Annotated in this window: 3 protein-coding genes; all 3 read left to right on the plus strand. The window is 73.7% G+C overall.

Annotated features, from left to right (window positions below):
- The first annotated feature begins 136 nt into the window (after nt 1-136).
- Genes CP984_RS39505 through CP984_RS39515 form a run of 3 tightly spaced genes read left to right on the plus strand, consistent with a single transcriptional unit; the run spans nt 137 to nt 22,937 of the window.
- Nucleotides 137-11,020, plus strand: coding sequence for a non-ribosomal peptide synthetase (locus tag CP984_RS39505; protein ID WP_129820868.1), 10,884 nt, complete (start codon nt 137-139; stop codon nt 11,018-11,020).
- Entirely contained in the window at nt 11,017-18,543 is a 7,527-nt protein-coding gene (locus CP984_RS39510; RefSeq protein ID WP_003980679.1) for a non-ribosomal peptide synthetase, read from the plus strand. Before CP984_RS39505 ends, CP984_RS39510 begins: the two co-directional genes overlap by 4 nt.
- Nucleotides 18,528-22,937, plus strand: coding sequence for a non-ribosomal peptide synthetase (locus CP984_RS39515; protein ID WP_078605225.1), 4,410 nt, complete (start codon nt 18,528-18,530; stop codon nt 22,935-22,937). The genes CP984_RS39510 and CP984_RS39515 overlap by 16 nt, the downstream gene beginning before the upstream one ends.
- Nucleotides 22,938-22,996 lie beyond the last annotated feature (59 nt).

Genomic DNA, 22,996 nt, shown 5'->3' on the forward strand with positions numbered 1-22,996 from the left:
GGATGTCAAACTTCCGCATCGCTGGACATTGCGTGGTGCCGCCACCGTACGGGTATCTTCGCCGCAAGAGCTGCCGCCGCGCGCCCCGTAAAGAGTTGTGGCCGCGCGGCGTTGTAATTCACGGGGGGAGCTCGGCGTGCGCGGAAACCGGAAAATCCGCGCTGCCCGGACGGAGTCGACAGGCATTGCGCTGTCGTCCGGCCAGCAGCGCATGTGGTTCGTCAACAGGCTGGAGAACACCGGCACCGCCTACACGATGGCGACGGCCGTCCGGCTCACCGGCGCGCTGGACCGCCCGGCCCTGGAGGCGGCCTGGGCCGATGTCGTGGGACGCCACGAGGCGCTGCGCACGGTCTTCTCCGAGGCGGACGGCGAGGCCCGGCAACGGGTCCTGGACGAGCCACCCGCCGGGCTCGCGTCACGCAGCGTCACCGAGGAGGAGGTGGCGGGGGCCCTCGCGGCCGAGGCAAGCCGGGAGTTCGACCTCCGGTCCGAGCCGCCGTGCAGGGCGACGCTGTACGCCCTGTCCGCCCGCGAGCACGTGCTGCTGCTGGTGGTGCACCACATCGCAGTGGACGGCCGGTCGCTGGAAATCCTGGCCCGCGACCTGTCCCGGGCCTACACCGCCCGATCGCGGGGGCGGCAGCCGGACTGGGGGCCGCTGCCCATCGCGTACACGGAATTCGCCCGGCGCCAGCAGGAATTGCTCGGCGCACAGCAGGACCCGGAGAGCGTGTACGGGCGCCAGCTCGCCTACTGGCAGCGGAACCTGGCGGGCCTGCCCGCCCAGCTCGACCTTCCCTACGACCGGCCCCGCCCCGCCGAGCCCCGGCACGAGGGCGGCTCCGTCCCGGTCCGCATCCCGGAGCACACCCACCGGGCGCTCCTGAGGCTCGCCCGCGACTGCGACGCCACACCGCTCATGGTGGTACGGGCCGCCCTGGCCGTCCTGCTCTCGCGGCTGGGCGCGGGCGAGGACATCCCCATCGGCTCCCCGGCCGACGGCCGCACCGACCCCGCCCTCGACGAGCTCGTGGGATTCGCGGCCAACACCCTCGTCCTGCGTACGGACCTCACCGGCGACCCGGCCTTCACCGACCTGCTCCGGCGGGTACGCACCACGGAACGGGCCGCCGAGGCGCACCAGGACCTGCCGTTCGAACACCTCGTCGCGGTGCTGAACCCCGACCGCTCACTGGCCCGGCACCCCCTCTTCCAGGTCCTGCTGGTGATGGAGGACGCGCCCGGCGCCGCCTGGGACCTGGCCGGACTGACCGCCGTACCGGAGCGGGTAGGCATCGAGGCCGCCCGGGACGACCTGACGTTCGGTCTCTTCGACCTCTACCTCAACCTGAGCGAGCGGCACGACGCCGACGGCGCGCCGCGCGGCATCGAGGGCGGGCTCTGGCACAACGTGGAACTCTTCGACCGGGAGACTGCCGCCACCCTCGCCGCCCGGCTCACCGCGGTCCTCGCCCAGCTGACGGCGGACCCGGCGCTGCCGGTGAGCCGGGTCGCGGCGCTGCTCGACGGCGAAGGGGAGCGGCTGCTCACCGAGGTGAACACCGGCCGTCCGGCCCCGCCGGACACGACCGTGCCCGCCCGGTTCGCGGAGGTGGCCGGACGCTCACCGGACGCGCCCGCCGTCATCTGCGGCGCGGACACCCTCACGTACGCCGGACTGGACGCGCGAGCGAACCGCTTCGCCCGGTATCTGCGCACCGGGGGAGTGGCGCCTGGCGACCGGGTGGGCGTCCTGCTGCCCCGCTCCGCGGAACTGGTCGTCACCCTCCTCGGCATCGCGAAGGCCGGCGCGGTGGCCGTACCGGTCGACCCGTCCTACCCGGCCGAGCGGGTGCGCTACCTCCTCGCGGACGCCGCGCCCACGCTGGTGATCAGCGGCCCGGAAGCGGCACGGGAGGACGCCCTGCGCGACTTCTCGCCCGTCCCGCTCCCGGCCCGGACATCGCCGGAGTCCGGCCTGTACGTGATGTACACCTCCGGCTCGACCGGCGCGCCCAAGGGCGTGACGGCCACCCACGGCAGCGTCGCGGCCCTCGGGCGCGACACCTGCTGGGGCGACATCGGCACCGGGCGCGTCCTGTTCCACGCCCCGCACGCCTTCGACGCCTCGACGTTCGAGCTGTGGGTGCCGCTGCTCAACGGCGGCTGCGTGGTGGTGGCCCCGCCGGCGGACCTGGACGGCGCCACGCTGGCCCGGCTGACCGCCGGCCACGCGCTGACGGCCGTCCACGTCACCGCCGGACTGTTCCGCGTCCTCGCGCAGGAGACCCCGGAGTGCTTCGCCGGTCTCCGCCACGTCCTGACCGGCGGCGACGTGGTGCCCCCCGAAGCCGTCGCCCGGGTCACCGAGGCATGCCCGCAGGCCACGCTGCACCACCTGTACGGCCCGACGGAGATCACCCTCTGCGCCACCACCCACACCCTCCCGCCCGGCACGCGGGCGCCCGCGGTCCTCCCGATCGGCCGCCCGCGCGACGGCGTACGGGTCTTCGTCCTGGACCGCGCCCTGCGCCCGGTGCCGGTCGGCGTGACCGGCGAACTGTACGTCGCGGGGCGGGGCGTGGCCCCCGTCTACCTGAACCGCCCCGCGCTGACCGCGGAGCGCTTCGTGGCCTGCCCGTACGGCGGCGGGCGCATGTACCGCACCGGCGACCTGGTGCGCTGGGACCGGGACGGCCGTCTGGTCTTCCTGCGCCGGGCCGACGACCAGGTAAAGGTCCGAGGTTTCCGCATCGAGCCCGCCGAGATCGAGACGGTCCTCGGGCAGGCCCCCGGCGTGGAACAGGCGGCCGTCGTCGTACGGGAGGACCGCCCCGGTGACAAACGGCTGGTCGCGTACGTCGTCGGCGACACCGCCGGCCTCCGGGACTTCGCCGCCGACCGGCTGCCCGACTACATGATCCCCGCCACCGTCATCACCCTCGACGCGCTGCCGCTGACCGCCAACGGCAAGGTCGACCGGGCCGCGCTGCCCGCCCCCGACTACGCGGCGGCCACCACGGGCCGCGCGCCCCGCACCCCGCACGAGCAGACCCTGTGCCGCCTGTTCGCCGAGGTTCTCGGCCTGGAGCGGGTCGGCGTCGACGACCGGTTCTTCGACCTGGGCGGCGACTCCCTCCTGGCCATGCGGCTGACCAGCCGCGCCCGCGCCGCCCTGGGCGTCGAGATCCCGATCACCGTGGTGTTCGAGACGCCCACCGTCGCGGGCCTGGCCGGACGGCTGCACGACCTGGGCGCCGGCCGCCCGCCCGTGGTCCCGGCGGAGCGCCCCGATGTCCTGCCGCTGTCGTTCGGGCAGCAGCGCATGTGGTTCGCGAACCGGCTGGAGGACACCAGCGGCGCCTACAACATGGCCATGGCCGTCCGCCTCACCGGCGCCCTGGACCTGCCCGCGCTGCGCGCCGCCTGGGCGGACGTGATCGCCCGCCACGAGCCGCTGCGCACGGTGTTTCCCGAGCGCGACGGCGTACCCCACCAGCTCGTGCTGGACGCGGGGGACGGCGCCGAGGACCTGTGCACGGTCCCCACCACCGAGGAAGCCCTGGACACCGACCTGGCCGACCACATCGGCCGCAGGTTCGCCCTCGACACGGCACCGCCCCGGCGGGCGACGCTGTTCCAGCTGCCCGACGGCACCCACGTCCTCCTCGTGGTCGTGCACCACATCGCCGCCGACGGCTGGTCGATGGGCATCCTCGCCCGGGACCTCTCGACGGCGTACGCAGCACGCGGCGCGGGCCGCGCGCCGGACCTCCGGCCGCTGCCCGTCCAGTACGCCGACTTCACCCTCTGGCAGCACGACCTCCTCGACAGCCGCAATGGCCTGCTCGACGAGCAGCTCGCCCACTGGACCAAGACCCTCGCCGGCCTGCCGGACCAGATCGCCCTGCCCACCGACCGGCCCCGGCCCGCCACGGCCGGCCACCGCGGCGCCGTCCTGCCGTTCAGCGTCGATGCCCGGGTGCACCGGCGGCTGAGCGAGATCGCCCGCGACTGCGACGCCACCCTGTTCACGGTCGCCCAGGCCGCGGTCGTCCTGCTGCTGTCCCGGCTCGGCGCGGGCGACGACATCCCGCTCGGCACCCCCGTCACGGACCGCACCGACGAGTCCCTGCACCATGTCGTCGGCTTCTTCCTCAACACCCTGGTCCTGCGCACCGACGCCGCGGGCGATCCGACGTTCCGGGAACTGGTGGCCCGCGCCCGGGACACCGATCTCGCCGCCTACGCCCACCAGGACCTCCCGTTCGAACACCTCGTGGAAGCCCTGAAGCCCGTCCGGTCGACCGCCCGGCACCCGCTGTTCCAGGTGCTGCTGGTGATGGAGGACGACCTCCACCCCGCCTGGGACCTGCCCGGCCTCGCCGCGGCACCGGTCCCCGTACCGCCCGCGACGGTCGAGTTCGACCTCGCCCTCGGCCTGGCGGAGCGGAGCGGCGGCGCGGGCCTGGAGGGCTACCTGGAGTACGCCACCGACCTCTTCGACCCGGACGGCGCCCAGCACCTGATCACCCGGCTGCTCGCGGTGCTCGACCAGGTCGCCGCCGACCCGGACCTGCGGCTCGGCGAGGTCGAACTCCTCGCCCCCGGGGAGTGGGAACGCCTCGTCTCCGGCGTCAATGTCGGAGCGGCGGCCGTCGAGGACCGCACGGTCCTCGGCCTGTTCGACGCGGCCGTGCGGCGGTCGCGGGCCGAGATCGCCGTACGGGCCGACGATGTGTCGCTGACGTACGGCGAACTGGACGCGCGCGCCAACCGGTTCGCCCGCTACCTGCACAGCAGGGGAGTGGCACCCGGCGACCGGGTCGCGGTGACGCTTTCCCGGTCGGCGGAGCTGGTCGTCGTGCTGCTCGGCATCGTGAAAGCGGGCGCGGTGTTCGTGCCGGTGGACACCTCGTACCCGGCGGAGCGGGTGCGGTGGCTGCTCGCCGACTCCGCACCGGCCCTGGTGGTCGGTGAGGCGGAGGCGCGGGAGGCGGCCGACGGCGGCTTCCCTGCGGCCCAGCTGCCGGTATGGGTATCGCCGGAATCCGGCCTGTACGTGATGTACACCTCCGGTTCGACCGGCGTGCCCAAGGGTGTCGTGGCCACGCACGGCGGTGTCGCCGCCCTGGCGCTGGATTCCTGCTGGGACGACATCGGCACGGGCCGCGTTCTGTTCCATGCGCCGCATGCCTTCGACGCCTCGACGTTCGAGCTGTGGGTGCCGCTGCTGAACGGCGGGTGCGTCGTCGTGGCGCCCGAGGTGGACCTTGACGGCCACACCCTGAGCCGCCTCGTCGACGACCACTCCCTGGCGGCGGTGCATGTGACCGCCGGGCTGTTCCGCGTACTGGCGCAGGAGACCCCGGAATGCTTCGCCGGTCTCCGGCACGTCCTCGCCGGCGGTGACGTGGTTCCCGCAGAAGCCGTCGCCCGCGTCGCCGAGGCGTGCCCCGCCGCCGTGATCCACCACCTGTACGGCCCCACGGAAACCACGCTGTGCGCCACGACGTTCGCCATCGCGCCGGGCTCGAAGGTGCCCTCCGTACTGCCGATCGGCGGCCCCCGGGACGGCCTGCGCGTCTTCGTCCTCGACGGCTTCCTGCGCCCGGTCCCGGTGGGCGTGGCCGGGGAGTTGTACGTGGCCGGTCGGGGCGTGGCCCGCGAATACCTGGGCCGCCCGGCCATGACCGCGGAACGCTTCGTGGCGTGCCCGTACGGTGGCGGCCGGATGTACCGGACGGGCGATGTGGTCCGCTGGGACCGGGACGGGCGTCTGGTGTTCCTCGGCCGGGCCGACGACCAGGTGAAGATCCGCGGATTCCGCATCGAATTGGCCGAGGTCGAAGCCGTGCTCGGACAGTGCCCCGGTGTGGCCCAGGTGGCGGCTTTTGTCCGGGAGGACCAGCCGGGCGACAAGCGGCTGGTGGCGTATGTCGTCGGGAATGCCGTACAGGTGCGGGAATTCGCGGCGGAGCGGTTGCCGGATTACATGGTGCCGTCGGCGGTTGTGGTGCTGGACGAGTTGCCGTTGACGGCCAACGGGAAGGTGGACCGGGCGGCTCTTCCCGCGCCGGATTATGCGGTCTCGGACCGCTCGCCCCGTACGCCGCAGGAGCAGATTCTGTGCCGGTTGTTCGCCGAAGTGCTGGGGCTGGAGCAGGTCGGTATTGATGACGGGTTCTTCGACCTCGGCGGGGATTCCCTGTTGGCGACGCGGCTGGCCAGCCGTATCAAGGGGGCCTTGGGTGCGGAGATTTCGGTGCGGGTGTTGTTTGAAGCGCCCACGGTTGCCGGGCTGGCGGGGCGGCTGGACGAATTCGAGGCGGTACGCCCCGTACTCGTACCGGCGGAACGCCCCGACCCCATGCCGTTGTCGTTCGGACAGCAGCGCATGTGGTTCCTGCACAGCTTGGAAGGGCCGAGTCCGACCAACAACATTCCCCTCGCTATTCGTCTGACCGGGGAATTGGACGTTGCCGCGTTGGAGGCGGCCTGGGGTGATGTGGTGGGGCGGCACGAAACCCTCCGCACCCGCTACCCCGAGCACGGCGGCAGCGCCCGCCAGGACATCACGGACGCGGCGGAGGTGGCCGTACGTATCCCCACCGTGCCGGTCGGCGCGGACGACGTGGAACAAGAGCTGGCGGCGGGCGTCGAGCGGGGATTCCGCATCGAGAGCGAACTGCCGTGGCGCGTCACGCTCTTCGAGACGGCACCGGACGATCATGTGCTACTGATCGTGGTCCACCACATCGCCGCCGACGGCTGGTCCATGGGCGTGCTGGCCGACGACCTGGCGACCGCCTACGCGGCGCGCGCCGACGGCCGCGCACCCGGCTGGGCGCCGCCTGCGGTCCAGTACGCCGACTTCACCCTCTGGCAGCGCGAACTCCTCGCTCAGGACACCGAGGACGGCCTCTTCGGCCGGCAGGCCGCGTTCTGGTCCGAGGCGCTCGCCGGGCTGCCCGAGCACCTGAAGCTGCCCTTCGACCGGCCCCGCCCGCCGGTGGCGACCCACCGGGGAGCGTTCCTGCCCTTCACGGTGGACGCCGCCGCGCACCGCCGCCTGCTGGAGATCGCCCGGGACTGCGACGCCACGCTGTTCATGGTCGCCCAGGCCGCCGTCGTCGTGCTGCTCTCGCGGCTCGGCGCCGGGGAGGACATTCCGCTCGGAACGCCCATCGCGGGCCGGACGGACGAGGCCGTGGACAACCTGGTCGGCAACTTCCTCAACACGCTGGTGCTGCGTACCGACGTGAGCGGCAACCCCGCCTTCACCGAACTCGTCGCCCGGGTACGGGAGACCGACCTCGCCGCGTACGCCCACCAGGACCTGCCGTTCGAGCACCTGGTGGAGGTGCTGAACCCGGTCCGCTCGCTGGCCCGGCACCCGCTGTTCCAGGTCGCCTTCGCCCTCCAGAACGCGCCCGAGACGCACTTCGACGCCCCGGGGCTGGTATCCCGGCTGGTACCGGTGGAGATGTCCACCTCGAAGTTCGACCTGTCGGTCCTGATGTGGGAACGCCGGGACGCCGAGGGCGCCGCCGCGGGCCTGGAGTGCTATCTCGAATTCGCCACCGACCTCTTCGACCGCACCACCGCCGAGGGCCTGGTGGCCCGTCTGCTGCGGGTGCTCGACCAGGTCACCGCCGACCCCTCCGTACGGGCCGGCCGGGTGGACGTGCTCGGCGAGGACGAGCGGAGCCGAATCACCGCCGCGGCGGCACCGGACCGGGCGGAGGCGCGGGGCGAGACCGTGCCGCGGTGCTTCGAGCGGATCGCCGCCCGGCACGCGGAGGCACTCGCGGTGCGGTACGGGGACGTCACGCTGACGTACGGGGAACTGGACGCGCGGGCGAACCGGTGCGCCTGGTACCTGCGCGCGAAGGGCGTCACGGTGGGGGACCGGGTCGCGGTGATGCTGGACCGCTCGGCGGACCTCGTCACCGTGCTCCTCGGCATCGCCAAGGCGGGCGCGGTGGCCGTACCGGTGGACACCGCCCACCCGGTCGAGCGGGTGCGGTTCCTGCTGGAGGACTCCGCCCCCGTCCTGGTCATGACGCGTTCCGAGGTGGCGGAGGCGCTGGGGCACTTCCCGGCCGTCCCGCTGCCGGTGCGGGTGCCGCCGGAGTCCGGCCTGTACGTGATGTACACCTCGGGTTCGACGGGCACGCCCAAGGGCGTCGTCGCGACGCACGCGAACGTCGCCGCGCTCGCCCTCGACCCCTGCTGGGACGGCGTCGGCACGGGGCGCGTCCTCTTCCACGCCCCGCACACCTTCGACGCCTCCACCCTGGAGCTGTGGGTGCCGCTGCTCAACGGCGGGTGCGTGGTGGTCGCGCCCGCGGTGGACCTGGACGGCGCGACGCTCGCCGGGCTCGTCGCGGAGCACGCGCTCACGGCGGTGCACGTGACCGCCGGGCTGTTCCGCGTCCTGGCGCAGGAGACCCCCGAGTGCTTCGCGGGCCTGCGGCACGTGCTGACCGGCGGCGACGTGGTCCCGGCCGAAGCCGTCGCCCGGGTCGCCGAGGCGTGCCCCGACGCCGCGGTCCACCACCTGTACGGACCGACCGAGACCACCCTCTGCGCCACCACCCACACCCTCCCGCCCGGCGCGGAAGCCCCGCCCGTCCTGCCGATCGGCCGCCCGCGCGACGGCGTACGCGTCTTCGTCCTGGACACCCATCTGCACCCGGTGCCCACGGACGTGGCGGGGGAGCTGTACGTGGCCGGATGCGGTGTCGCGCACGGTTATCTCGACCGCGCGGCACTGACCGCCGAACGGTTCGTGGCGTGCCCGTACGGCGGCGGGCGCATGTACCGCACCGGGGACCTGGTGCGGTGGGACCGGGACGGGAATCTCGTCTTCCTCGGGCGGGCCGACGACCAGGTGAAGGTCCGGGGCTTCCGGATCGAGCCCGCCGAGATCGAAGCCGTGCTCGGGCAGGCCCCGGGCGTGGACCAGGTGGCCGTCGTCGTACGCGAGGACCGGCCCGGCGACAAGCGGCTGGTCGCGTACGTCGTCGGCGACGCGGCCGGGATACGGGACTTCGCCGCCGACCGGCTGCCGGACTACATGATCCCCGGCACCCTCGTCCCCCTCGACGCGCTGCCGATCACCGGCAACGGCAAGGTGGACCGGGCGGCACTGCCCGCACCCGACTACGCGGCGGCATCGGCGGGGCGGGCTCCGCGCACCCCGCTGGAGACGCTGTTCTGCCGTATGTTCGCGGAAGTCCTCGGCCTCAAGACGGGAGAGGCCGGTACGGGTGCGCCCGACGCGGACCCGGCCCCCGGCATCGGCGCCGACGCCAACTTCTTCGAGCTGGGCGGCGACAGCATCATCTCCCTCCAACTCGTCGCCCGCGCGGCCAGCGCCGGATACCGGATCAGCGCTACGGACGTCTTCCAGCACAAGACGCCGGAAGCCCTCGCGCTGGTCGCCGAGCCCGTCACGGAGGACGAGACCCGGCACGACGACAGCCCGGGTCCCGTGCCGCTCACCCCGGTCATGCGTCAGCTCGCCGACCGGAACGCGCTGGCCGGGCCGCTGTTCCAGACCGCCATGGTGTGGACGCCGACCGGCCTCACCGGCGCGGAACTCACCGCCGCCCTCCAAGCCGTCCTGGACCACCATGGCGCCCTGCGGTTCCGGCTCGATCCCGTGAGCGATACCGGTGCCGACGACGGCACCGGCGGCCTGCACGTCCGGCCGCCGGGCGCAGTGCGGGCGGCGGACCTGCTGCGTACGGTCCGGCTGCCCGGCCCGGCCGCACAGATCACGGCCACGATCGTCCGCGAACAGTGCGCCGCCGCGACCGGCCGCCTCGATCCGAGCACCGGCACCGTGCTGCAAGCCGTGTGGTTCGACTCGGGGCCGCACCGGCCGGGACGGCTCTTCCTGGCCGCGCACCACCTCTGCGTGGACAGCGCCTCCTGGCGCATCGTCCTCGACGATCTGGCCCTCGCCCACGAAGCCGTGGCGGCGGGTGTCGAGCCGGTGCTGCCCCCGGTCCGTACGTCCTTCCGCCGCTGGGCCGAACTGCTGCGGCGAACCGCCCACGACCCCGCACGGGCCGCCGAAGTGCCGCTCTGGAAACGGATCGGCGCACCCACGGCCCCGCTCCTCCCGATCAGGCCGACGGCCCCGCTCCCACCGGCGAAGCCCACGGCCCCGCTCCCGCCGACGAGGCCGACGGCCCCGCGCCCACCGGCGAAGCCCATGGGCCCGGGCGGCACCGGGGAACTGAGCACCACCCTGCCGCCCGCCACCACGACGGCGCTGCTCACCACCGTCCCGGCGGCCTTCCACGCCGATGTCACCGAAGTGCTCCTCGCCGCGCTGGTCCTCGCGGTCGCCGACTGGCGCGGCCGGCCCGGCGCCGTCCTGGTGGACCTCGAACGGCACGGCCGTGAGAGCGACCTCGCCCCCGGCGTGGATCTGTCCCGTACCGTCGGCTGGTTCACCAGCGTTCACCCGGTCCGGCTCGACCCCGGCGCGGAAGGACCCGGCCCTCTCGACGCCGGCACCGTGCTCAAACGCGTCAAGGAACAGGTCAGGGAGCTGCCCGGACACGGCATCGGCCACGGCCTGCTCCGCCACCTCAACCCGCGGACGGCCGGGCTGCTGGCCGCTTCCGCCGAACCCCCGATTCTGTTCAACTACCTCGGCCGCGTCCCCGCCGCGGACCAGCCGGGGGCGGCCACCGCCTGGACCGCCACCGGCGACCCCCACCCGCCCGAAGGCGTCCGCACCCACCCCGTGGACCTCGACGCCCGTACCGAGGACAGCGCCGAAGGCCCCCGGCTGACGGCGCACTGGGCCTGGGACACGGCGCTGGTCCCCGAGGACGGCATACGGCGCCTCGCCCAGGCGTGGGCCCGGGCCGCCGAGGCCCTGGCGGCCTGTGCCGAGCAGGGCGAAGCGGGCGGCCGTACCCCGTCGGACCTCGATCTCATCTCCCTCACGCAGGACGACATCGACCAGCTCGAAACGGAATGGGGAAAGTGACCGTGAGCAAGCCCGGACTGGCCGACGTGTGGCCGCTCGCGCCGATGCAGAAGGGCATGCTGTTCCACGCCCTGTACGACGCGCAGGCCACGGACATCTACCGGGGCCAGGTGGTCCTGGACCTGGACGGCCGCCTCGACACGGACGCCCTCAGGTCGGCGGGAGACGCGCTGCTGCGCAGGCACCCGACGCTCAGGGCGGGGTTCCGCACCCTCAAATCCGGCGAGACCGTGCAGATCATCCCGCAGCGGAGCGACCTGCCGTGGCAGGAGGTGGACCTGCGCGCCGTACCGGCCGACCACCGGGACGACGCCCTCGGCGAGGCGGTGCGCGAGGAGTGGACCCGGCGCTTCGACCTCGCCGCACCGCCGCTGCTGCGGCTCACCGCCATCCGCGTGAGCGACACCCGCACCCGCGTCGTGCTCACCGTCCACCACATCCTGTGCGACGGCTGGTCCACCTCGATCATCGCCAACGAACTGGTCGAGCTGTACCGCAACGGCGGCGACGAACGCGCCCTGCCCCCGGTCACCCCGTACCGCAGCTATCTCGCCTGGCTGGCCCGGCGCGACGGCGCGGCCGCCGCCGAGGCGTGGCGGCAGGCGCTCGACGGCGCGCAGCCCACCCTGGTGGCGCCGGAGACCGGCAACCGCGCCCCGGTCGACCCCGACGAGGTACGGGTCGAACTGCCCGCCCCGCTGGTGACGGAACTGGCCGGCCTCGCGCGCCGGCACGGCGTCACCGCCAGCACCGTGATGCGCGGCGCCTGGGCCGTGCTCCTCGGCGCGCTGACCGGCCGCGACGACGTGGTCTTCGGGGGGACCACGGCCGGCCGCCCGCCGGAGATACCGGGCATCGACACCACCGTGGGCCTGTTCATCAACACCCTGCCGGTACGGGCCCGCTGGTCGCCCACCGACACCGTCGCCCAGCTGCTCACCCGGCTCCAGGACGCCCAGGCGGCGCTGCTGCCGCACGAGCACCTCAGCCTCTCCGAGGTCCAGAACATCGCCGGAACCCGGACCCTGTTCGACACCCTGACCGTCTTCCAGAACTACCCCGTCGACCTGCTCGACCTGACCTCCACCACCGCGCGGTCGGTGTCCGGGGACCTGGACCTGGCGAGCGTCGGCGGCCGGGACGCCGCGCACTACCCGCTGACGTTCACCGCGATGGCCGAGCGCTTCCGGCTCACCTACCGCCCCGACCTGTTCACCCGCGCCGACGCGGAACTCCTGGCCCGCCGTCTGGTCAAGGTCCTCGGACAGCTGGCCGCCGACCCCGGCGCTCGCCTCGGCAGCCTCGACGTGCTGGTCGACGGCGAACGCGACCGGCTCCTGCACGGCGTGAACACCGGCGCCCCGGGAGCCGCGCCGACAACCGTCCCCGCCGCCTTCGCGCGGACCGTGCGGCAGTACGCGCACGAGACAGCGGTGATCTCCGCCGCGGGCTCCCTCACGTACGGCGAACTGGACGCGCGGGCGAATCGATTCGCCCGCTACCTGCACAGCAGGGGAGTGGCACTGGGCGACCGGGTGGGCGTCACACTGCCCCGCTCGGCGGAGCTGATCGTCGTGCTCCTCGGCATCGCGAAGGCGGGCGCGGTGTTCGTGCCGGTGGACACCTCGTACCCGGCGGAGCGGGTGCGGTTCCTGCTGGAGGACTCGGCACCGGCGCTGGTGGTGAGCGGCACCGAAGTGGACGACGCGCTACGGGACTTCCCGGCCGAACCGCTGCCGGTGGACGTCGCACCGGAGTCCGGCCTGTACGTGATGTACACCTCGGGTTCGACCGGCGTGCCCAAGGGGGTCGTGGCGACGCACGGCGGTGTCGCCGCCCTGGCGCTGGATTCCTGCTGGGACGACATCGGCACCGGGCGCGTCCTGTTCCATGCGCCGCATGCCTTCGACGCGTCGACGTTCGAGCTGTGGGTGCCGCTGCTGAACGGCGGGTGCGTGGTCGTGGCACCGGAGGCGGACATCGACGGCCACACCCTGGCCCGCCTCATCGACACGTACGCGCTCACGGCCGTACACGTCACAGCGGGCCTCTTCCGCGTACTCGCCCAGGAGACCCCCGCCTGCTTCGCCGACCTCCGGCACGTCCTGACCGGCGGCGACGTCGTACCGGCCGACGCAGCCGCGAGCGTCCTGGACGCCTGCCCCGGCGTCACGGTGCGCCACCTGTACGGCCCGACGGAAACCACGCTGTGCGCGACGACGTTCGCGATCGCACCGGGCTCGAAGGTTCCGTCCGTACTGCCGATCGGCGGCCCCCGGGACAGTGTGCGGGTATACGTTCTCGACGGCTGTCTGCGTCCGGTTCCGGTGGGTGTGGCCGGTGAACTGTACGTGGCGGGGCGGGGCGTGGCCCGCGAATACCTGGGCCGTCCGTCGCTGACCGCGGAACGCTTTGTGGCGTCCCCGTACGGTGGCGGCCGGATGTACCGCACCGGCGACCTGGTGCGCTGGGACCACGAAGGCCGTCTCGTCTTTCTCGGCCGGGCCGACGACCAGGTGAAGATCCGGGGATTCCGCATCGAGCCCGCCGAAATCGAGGGCGTTCTGACGCAGGTCCCGGGCGTTGACCAGGTGGCGGTCGTCGTACGGGAGGACCAGCCGGGCGACAAGCGGCTGGTGGCGTATGTCGTCGGTAATGCCGTACAGGTGCGGGAATTCGCGGCGGAGCGGTTGCCGGATTACATGGTGCCGTCGGCGGTGGTGGTGCTGGACGAGTTGCCGTTGACGGCCAACGGGAAGGTGGACCGGGCGGCTCTCCCCGCGCCGGACTATGCCGTCTCGGACCGCTCGCCCCGTACGCCGCAGGAGCAGATTCTGTGCCGATTGTTCGCCGAGGTGCTGGGCCTGGAGCAGGTCGGTATCGATGACGGGTTCTTCGACCTCGGCGGGGATTCCCTGTTGGCGACGCGGCTGGCCAGCCGTATCAAGGGGGCCTTGGGTGCGGAGATTTCGGTACGGGTGTTGTTCGAGGCGCCCACGGTTGCCGGGCTGGCGGGGCGGCTGGACGAATTCGAGGCGGTGCGGCCTGTTCTCGTACCGGCGGAGCGGCCCGACCCCATGCCGTTGTCGTTCGGACAGCAGCGCATGTGGTTCCTGCACAGTCTGGAAGGGCCGAGTCCGACCAACAACATTCCCCTCGCTATTCGTCTGACCGGGGTTTTGGACAGCGCGGCGTTGGAGGCGGCCTGGGGCGATGTGGTGGGGCGGCACGAAACCCTCCGTACCCGCTACCCCGACGACGGCGGCAGCGCCCATCAGGAAATCCTGGCCGCCGTACCGGCGCGGATCGATACGGCCGCTGTCCGCGACGAGGCGCTGGACGCCGCCATGGCCGCCGAAGCCGCCCGCGGTTTCCGTCTCGAAACCGAACTGCCCTGGCGCGCCACGCTGTACGAGATATCACCGGCCGAGCATGTCCTGCTGATCATCGTGCACCACATCGCCGCTGACGGCTGGTCCATGGGCGTCCTGATGCGTGACCTGTCCGCCGCCTACACGGCGCGGGCCGAGGGCCGTACGCCCGACTGGGCGCCGCTGCCCGTCCAGTACGCCGACTTCACCCTCTGGCAGCGCGACCTCCTCGACCAGGACACCGAGGACGGCCTCTTCGGTCGGCAGCTCGACTTCTGGACCCATACCCTCGCCGACCTGCCCGAACAGCTGGAGCTGCCCTTCGACCGGCCCCGGCCCGCGACGGCCAGTCACCGGGGCGCGATGCTGCCGTTCACCGTGGACGCCGCCGTGCACCGGCGGTTCCAGGAGATCGCGCGGGAGTGCGACGCGACGCTGTTCATGGTCGCGCAGGCCGCCGTCGTCGCGCTGCTGTCCCGGCTCGGCGGCGCGGAGGACATACCGCTGGGCACGCCCATCGCGGGCCGGACGGACGAGACGCTGGACGGCCTGGTCGGCAACTTCCTCAACACGCTGGTGCTGCGCACCGACGCAGGGGGCAATCCTTCCTTCACCGACCTGGTCCGGCGGGTACGCGAGGCCGACCTCGCCGCCTACGCCCACCAGGACCTGCCCTTCGAGCACCTGGTGGACGTGCTGAACCCGGTCCGTTCCCTGGCCCGGCACCCCCTGTTCCAGGTCGCCTTCGCCCTCCAGAACGCGCCGGACACCGACTTCGCGGTCCCCGGCCTGGGCGCCGAGGTCGTCCCGGTGGGGCTGACCAGCTCGAAGTTCGACCTGTCGGTGGTGCTGCGCGAGCGGCCGGACGGCGGCGGCCTCGACGGGCTGCTGGAGTTCGCCACCGACCTGTTCGACCCGGCCACCGCGCAGGCGCTGACCGAGCGCCTGGTGGCGGTCTTCGGCCGGTTCGCCGACGATGCGCGGGCCCGGGTGGGCGACCTCGATCTTCTGCTGGACGGTGAGCGGGAGCGGCTGGTGTCCGGGGTGAACGTCGGGCCGGCCGGCGCCGGTGCCGCGGGACGGACCGTGCCCGGCCTGTTCGCGCATGCCACGGCCCGCCACCCGGACGCGGCGGCCGTCGTGTCCGGCGCGCTGACCCTCACCTACGGGGAACTCGACGCGCGGGCGAACCGGTTCGCGCACCACCTGCATGCCCAGGGGGTCGGCGCGGGGGACCGGGTGGCGGTGCTGCTGCCCCGGACCGCCGAGCTGGTGACCGTCCTGCTCGGCATCGCCAAGGCGGGCGCCGTGTTCGTGCCGGTGGACACCGCGTATCCGGCAGAGCGGGTGCGGTACCTGCTGGAGGACGCCGCCCCCGCGCTGGTGGTGACCGAGGTGCCGACGGCGGACGTGCTCGACGGCTTCCCCGCGTCGCCGCCCCCGGTACGGGTGTCACCGGACTCTGGCCTGTACGTGATGTACACCTCCGGCTCGACCGGGACGCCCAAGGGTGTCATGGTCACCCACGGCGGTGCGGCGGCGCTCGCGCGCGACGCGTGCTGGGGGGACATCGGGACGGGGCGTGTGTTGTTCCATGCGCCGCATGCCTTCGACGCCTCGGCCTTCGAGCTGTGGGTGCCGCTGCTCGGCGGCGGCTGCGTCGTGGTCGCGCCGGCCGTGGACATGGACGGCGGGACGCTCGCCGGGTTCGTCGCGGAGCACGAGGTGACGGCGGCGCATGTCACGGCCGGGCTGTTCCGGGCGCTGGCGCAGGAGACGCCCGAGTGCTTCGCGGGCCTGCGGCATGTGCTGACCGGCGGCGACGTGGTGCCGCCCGAGGCGGTCGCCCGGGTCGCCGAGGCGTGCCCCGGCGTCACGCTGCACCACCTGTACGGGCCGACCGAGACGACGCTCTGCGCCACCACTCACACCGTCGCGCCCGGTACGCAGACCCCGGTCGTCCTGCCGATCGGCCGCCCGCGCGACGGCACCCGGGTCTACGCCCTGGACCGGTTCCTGCGCCCCGTCCCGGTGGGCATTCCCGGTGAGCTGTACATCGCCGGTGAGGGAGTCGCCCGCGGCTACCTGGGACGGGCCGCGCTGACCGCCGAACGGTTCGTGGCGTGCCCGTACGACGGTGGCGGGCGCATGTACCGCACCGGGGACCTGGTGCGCTGGGACCGGGACGGGAACCTGGTCTTCCTGGGGCGCGCCGACGATCAGGTGAAGGTCCGGGGGTTCCGGATCGAGCTCGCGGAGGTCGAGGCGGTGCTTGCGCGGTGCCCGGGCGTCGAGCAGGTGGCGGTGCTGGCGCGGGAGGACCGGCCGGGCGACAAGCGGCTGGTGGCGTACGTGGTCGGAGACTCCGTACACGTACGGGACTTCGCGGCCGAGCGGCTGCCGGACTACATGGTGCCGTCCGCGACGGTGGTGCTGGACGAGCTGCCGCTGACCGTCAACAGCAAGGTCGACCGGGCCGCCCTGCCCGCTCCCGACTACACGGCGGCATCGGCGGGACGGGCTCCGCGCACCCCGCTGGAGACGCTGTTCTGCCACCTCTTCGCGGAACTCCTCGGCATCGGGGCGCCGGACGACGCCACGGAACCGTCCGTTCCCGTCGCAGCGGACGCGAGCTTCTTCGAACTCGGCGGCGACAGCATCATCTCCCTGCTGCTCGTCGCCCGCGCCGCCAAGGCCGGATACCGGATCACCGCGGCCGAGGTCTTCCAGCACAAGACACCGGAAGCGCTCGCCCTGGTCGCCCAGCCCGTCACGGAGGACGACGTCCGGCACGAGGACGGCGAGGGCGTCGTCCCCCTCACCCCGATCATGCGGGAGCTGGCGGCCCGCGGCGGACCGGACGTGCTGGCCGCCCGCTTCGCACAGTGGACCGTCGTACGGGTCCCCGCGCGGGCCGGGCTCGACCGGCTGACCCGGGCCGTCGAGAAGGCCGTGGACCACCACGCCATGCTGCGGGCCCGCCTGGTCGTCCCGGACGGCGCGGAACCGTACCTCGAAGTCGGCGACGCGGCACCCGTACCGGACCGGGTCCGGCGCGTCGACGCCACGGGGCTGACGGGCGAGGCGTTCGAGGACCTGATCGACGCGGAGGCGCGGGCCACGTCCGGCCGGCTCGACCCGCGCACCGGAACCACCCTGCGGGCGGTCTGGTTCGACCGGGGGAGCGGGCGGTCCGGACGGCTCGTGATCGTCGTGCACCACCTGGTCTTCGACGCGGTCTCCTGGCGCATCCTGCTGCCGGACCTCGCGGCGGCCTGGGCCGAGCCGGACGCGGAGCTCGCGCCGGTCGCGGCCGCGTTCCGTACGTACGCCGGTCGAGCGGCGGCGGCCTACCGGCCACGGCCCGCCGGGCCGGTCCAGGGCACCGAAGGGCAGATGCGGCAGCGCACGTTCACCGTGCCCGCGCGGACGGCCGAAGCGGTGCTGACCACCGTGCCTGCCGCCTTCCACGCCACCACCGGCGACGTGCTGCTCGCCGCGCTCGCCGCGGCCCTCACCGAGGACCGGCCGGGCCCGGTCGTCCTGGACGTGGAAGGGCACGGCCGCGACGGCGACCTGGACCTGTCGCGGACGGTCGGCTGGTTCACCACCCTGCGCCCGGTCCGCCTGGACGCGGGCGTCACCGACCTCGACGAGGTGCGCGCGGGCGGCCCGGCCGCTGACCGGCTGCTCAAACGCGTCAAGGAACAGGCCGCGCAGGCATACGGAGACCTGCCCACCCCCGCGGTCGGATTCAACTACCTGGGCCGGTTCGCCGTCGCGGGCCCGGACACCGGCGACTGGCAGCCGGCCGGCCCCCGCGCCATGGGCGCCGACGCCGACCCGCAGCTGCCCGCCCTGCACGCGCTGGAGTTCGGCGGCCTGGTCCGCGACGGCGACACCGGCCCGGAGCTGGTGCTGCTGGTGTCGTGGCTGGACGGGGTCCTGACCGAGAACGGGGCCGAGCACCTGGCGGACCGCTGGACCGCCCTGCTGGCCGGGCTGGCCGCGCTCGGCGAGGCCCCGCACGCGGGCGGCCTGACCCCCTCGGACCTGCCGCTGGTCGACCTGACGCTCGGCCAGCTGGAGGCCCTGGAGGACGACTTCAACGAAATACCCGGTACGGGAGGTATGCCGTGGAACGCCGCATAGAAGATGTGTGGCCGCTGACGCCGCTCCAGGAGGGACTGCTCTTCCACTCCCTCTTCGACGAGCGGGCCGAGGACGCCTACGTGGTCCAGGACGCCGTGGACATCGAAGGCGACCTCGACGCGGCCGCGCTGCGCGCCTCCTGGCAGGCGCTGGTGGCCCGGCACGCCACCCTGCGGGCCTGCTTCCGCCAGCCGCCGGGCCTCGAACAGCCCGTCCAGGTCATCCCGGCCCGGGTGGAACTGCCCTGGCGGGACGCCGACCTGAGCGACCGGCCGCCCGAAGCCGCCCTCGCGGAGGCGGAACGGCTGGCCCACGAGGACCGCGTACGGCGCTTCGACCTGGCCGTACCGCCGCTGCTCCGGCTGATGCTGCTGCGCCTCGGCCCGGACCGGCACCGGCTGATCTGCACGAACCACCACATCCTGATGGACGGCTGGTCACTGCCCACGCTCCAGCACGAACTGTGGACCCTCTACGAGGCGGGCGGCGACCCGTCCGGCCTGCCGCCCGTACCGCCCTACCGCGACTACCTCGGCTGGCTGGCCGCCCAGGACAAGGAAGCGTCCCGGGCCGCGTGGCGGGCCGACCTCGCCGGGCTGCGCGAACCGACGCTGCTGGCACCGTCGGCGAGCCGCCCGGCGCCGTCCGCCGGACACGAACAGGTCTCCGCCAAACTCGACCGGACCGCCACCGAAGCGCTCACCGAACTGGCCCGCCGCTCCGGCCTGACCCCCAACACCTTCGTCCAGGGCGCCTGGGCGCTCCTCCTAGGCCGCCTGCTGGGCCGGGACGACGTGGTGTTCGGCGCGACGGTCGCGGCCCGCCCCGCCGAACTGCGCGGCGTGGAGAGCATGCTCGGGCTGTTCATCAACACCATTCCCGTGCGGGTGCCCCTGACGGCCGACCGGCCGGTGGCCGAACTGCTCACCGACGTGCAGACCCGGCAGGGCGCCCTGATCTCCCACCAGTACCTGGGGCTCAGCGAGATCCAGCGCGCGGGCGGGCCCGGAGCGGAGTTCGACAGCCTGCTGGTCTACGAGAGCTTCCCGCGTGGCCCCCTGGCGGAGGAGGAGGGGCCGCCGCTGAAGCTCACTCCCGTACGCGCCCACAACGTCAGCCACTACCCGCTCAGCCTGGCCGCTTTCCCGGGCCCCGAGCTGCTGTTCCTGCTCACCCACCGCCCGGAGCTGATCGACCGCCGCAGTGCGGAACTCCTGGCCGCCCGATTCATCAGCATTCTTGGTCAGCTCGCGGCCGACCCGGACATCAAGGCCGGTGACATCGACATCCTCGTCGACGGCGAGGCCGACCGGCTTCTGCATGGCGTCAACACCGGCGCCGCGGGCCCCGCGCCCACGACCGTCCCGGAACTGTTCGCGCGGATCGTACGGCAGCACGCGGACGACATCGCGCTGGTCTCCGGCGGGACGACCCTGACATACGCCTGCCTGGACGCGCGGGCCAACCAGGTCGCCCGGCACCTGCATGCCGCCGGCACCCGGCCGGGGGACCGGGTGGTGGTCACCCTCGCCCGCTCGCCCGAACTCGTCGTCGCGCTGCTCGGCACAGCCAAGGCCGGGGCGGTGGCCGTACCGGTGGACACCGCCCTGCCCGCCAAGCGGGTACGGGCCCTGCTCGACGACGCCGCGCCCGCCGCCGTCCTGACGGAGGCCGACATCGAGGACGCCCTGCGCAAGCGTGCCGACACCCCGTTCACGACCACCGTCGCGCCGGACTTCGGCCTGTACGTGATGTACACCTCCGGCTCGACCGGCGAGCCCAAGGGCGTCGTCGCCACCCACGGCAACGTCACCGCCCTCGCCCGCGACGCCTGCTGGGACGGCATCGCCACCGGACGCGTCCTCTTCCACGCCCCGCACACCTTCGACGCCTCCACCCTCGAACTGTGGGTCCCGCTCCTCAACGGCGGGCGGGTGGTGATCGCGCCACCGGACGACCTCACCGCGAAGGCGCTGGCCCGCCTGGTCACCGACCACGGGCTGACGGCCGTGCACCTGACGGCCGGGCTCTTCCGCGTCCTCGCGCAGGAGACGCCCGAGTGCCTCGCCGGTCTGCGGCACGTCCTGACCGGGGGCGACGCGGTACCGGCCGAGGCCGTCGCGAGCGTCCGGGACGCCTGCCCCGGCCTCACCGTCAGCCACCTGTACGGGCCGACGGAGACCACCCTGTGCGCCACCACCTTCGCCGTCGGCCCCGGCGCACCGGCCCCGGCGGTCCTCCCGATCGGCGGCCCGCGCGACGCGGTGCGGGTCTACGTCCTGGACGCCGCGCTCCGCCCGGTCCCGCCCGAGGTCACGGGGGAGTTGTATATCTCCGGGCAGGGCGTCGCCCGCGGCTACCTCGGCCGTCCGGCACCGACCGCCGAACGGTTCGTGGCGTGCCCGTACGAGGGCGGCGCCCGGATGTACCGCACCGGCGACCTGGTCCGCTGGAACCACGACGGGCAACTGCTCTTCCTGGGGCGGGCCGACGACCAGGTCAAGATCCGGGGCTTTCGGATCGAGCCGGCCGAGATCGAGGCCGTCCTCGCCCGCTGCCCCGGGGTGACGCAGGTCGCGGTACTGGCCAGGGAGGACCGGCCGGGCGAAAAACGGCTGGTCGCGTACGTCGTGGGGGACGCGGCGGGCGTACGGGACTTCGCCGCCGAGCGGCTGCCCGACTACATGGTGCCGTCCGCGACGGTGGTACTGGACGCGCTGCCGCTGACCGTCAACAGCAAGGTCGACCGGGCCGCCCTGCCCGCCCCGGACCTCCCGGCCGGATACCGCGGCCGCGGCCCGAACTCGCCCGTGGAGGAGATCCTGTGCTCCCTGTTCGCCGAGATCCTGGGCGTCGCCCGGGTCGGCGCGGAGGACGGGTTCTTCGACCTCGGCGGCGACTCGCTGCTGGCGGTCCGGCTCGTCGGACGCGTCCAGGCCGTCCTCGGCAAGGACCTGGAAGTGCGCGAGCTGTTCGAGGCGCCGTCCCCGGCCGACCTGGCCCTCCGCCTGGCCGACGCCGCCGAGCAGCCCGTACCGGCCACGGGACCGCGCCCCGACACCATCCCGCTGACACCCGGTCAGCGCTCGATGCTCTCCGGCGAGAGCCGGTACAACATCCCGCTGACGGTACGGCTCGGCGGCCCGCTGCGGCCCCACGCCCTGGAAGCGGCCTGGAACGACGTACTCGCCCGCCACGAATCCCTGCGCACCCGCTTCATCGAGACGGCCGGGCAGGTGATCACCGAGCCCGCCCCGGTGGCCCTTCCCGTCGTACCCGTGACCGAGGACGAGCTGACCGCCGCCCTGGACACGGCCCACGCCCGCCCCTTCGACCTCGCCGCCGGACCGCCCTGCCGGGCCACCCTCTTCGCTCTCGCACCCGACGACCACGTGCTCCAGATCGTGGTGCACCACATCGCCGCTGACGGCTGGTCCACCGGGCTGATCGCCCGTGACCTGTCCATCGCGTACGCCGCACGCGCGGCCGGCGGCGAACCCGGGTGGGCGCCGCTGCCCCTCCAGTACGCCGACTTCGCCGTACGCCAGCACGAGCAGCTGGCCCGCCTCGACGACCCGGACAGCCCGTTCGGCCGCCGCCTCGCGTACTGGACCCGCGTCCTCGCCGACCTGCCGGAGCGGCCCCTGCTGGCCCCGGTCCGGACACCGCCGGACCCGCCCACCGGCGAGGGCGGCCAGGTCACCTTCGTGGTGGACGAGGCCGGGCACCGGGCCCTGCTGGAGACCGCGCGGCGCGAGCGGGCCACCCTGTTCATGGTGCTGCGGGCGGCCGTCGCCGCCCTGTGGGCGCGGCGCGGCGCCGAGAGCGTCCCGATGGGCACCGTCTCCGCCGGGCGTGCCGACGACGCGACGAGCGATGTGGTCGGCCTGTTCGCCAACCATCTGGTGCTGCGCGCCGACGCGGGCGGCGACCCGGCGTTCGCCGAACTCGTCCGCCGGGTACGCAAGGCCGACCTCGCCGCGTACGCCCACGAGGACCTGCCGTCCCAGCCCGTCGAGGAGCGCCTCGGACGCCGGCCCTTCCAGATGATCATCGGCATGGAGAACCTGCCGGAAGTGCCCTGGGACCTGCCCGGCCTCACGGCCCGGCCGCTCCGGCCCGCCCACCGCAACCGCGGCGCGGCCCGCAGCGAACTGGCCGTCACTCTGCGCGAGTTGAGGTCGGACGGCGGCAGCCCGGCCGGCGTCGAGGGCGTCATCTGGTACAGCGCCGACCTGTACGAACGGCCGGCCGTGGAGACGCTCGCCGCCCAGCTGACCCGCGTACTGCGACAGGTCGCGGCGGAACCCGGGGCGAAACTCGGCCGCCTCCGGATCGACCCGCCCACGGCGGCGGACGGCCGCCCGCACCGGGACGCGAGCCCGGCGCCATGACCCATTCCACCGCAACACGTCCCGCACCGAGCGGGCGGCGACAACAGGAAGGTGCCCGG

The organism is Streptomyces rimosus (genome assembly GCF_008704655.1).
Taxonomy (GTDB): domain Bacteria; phylum Actinomycetota; class Actinomycetes; order Streptomycetales; family Streptomycetaceae; genus Streptomyces; species Streptomyces rimosus.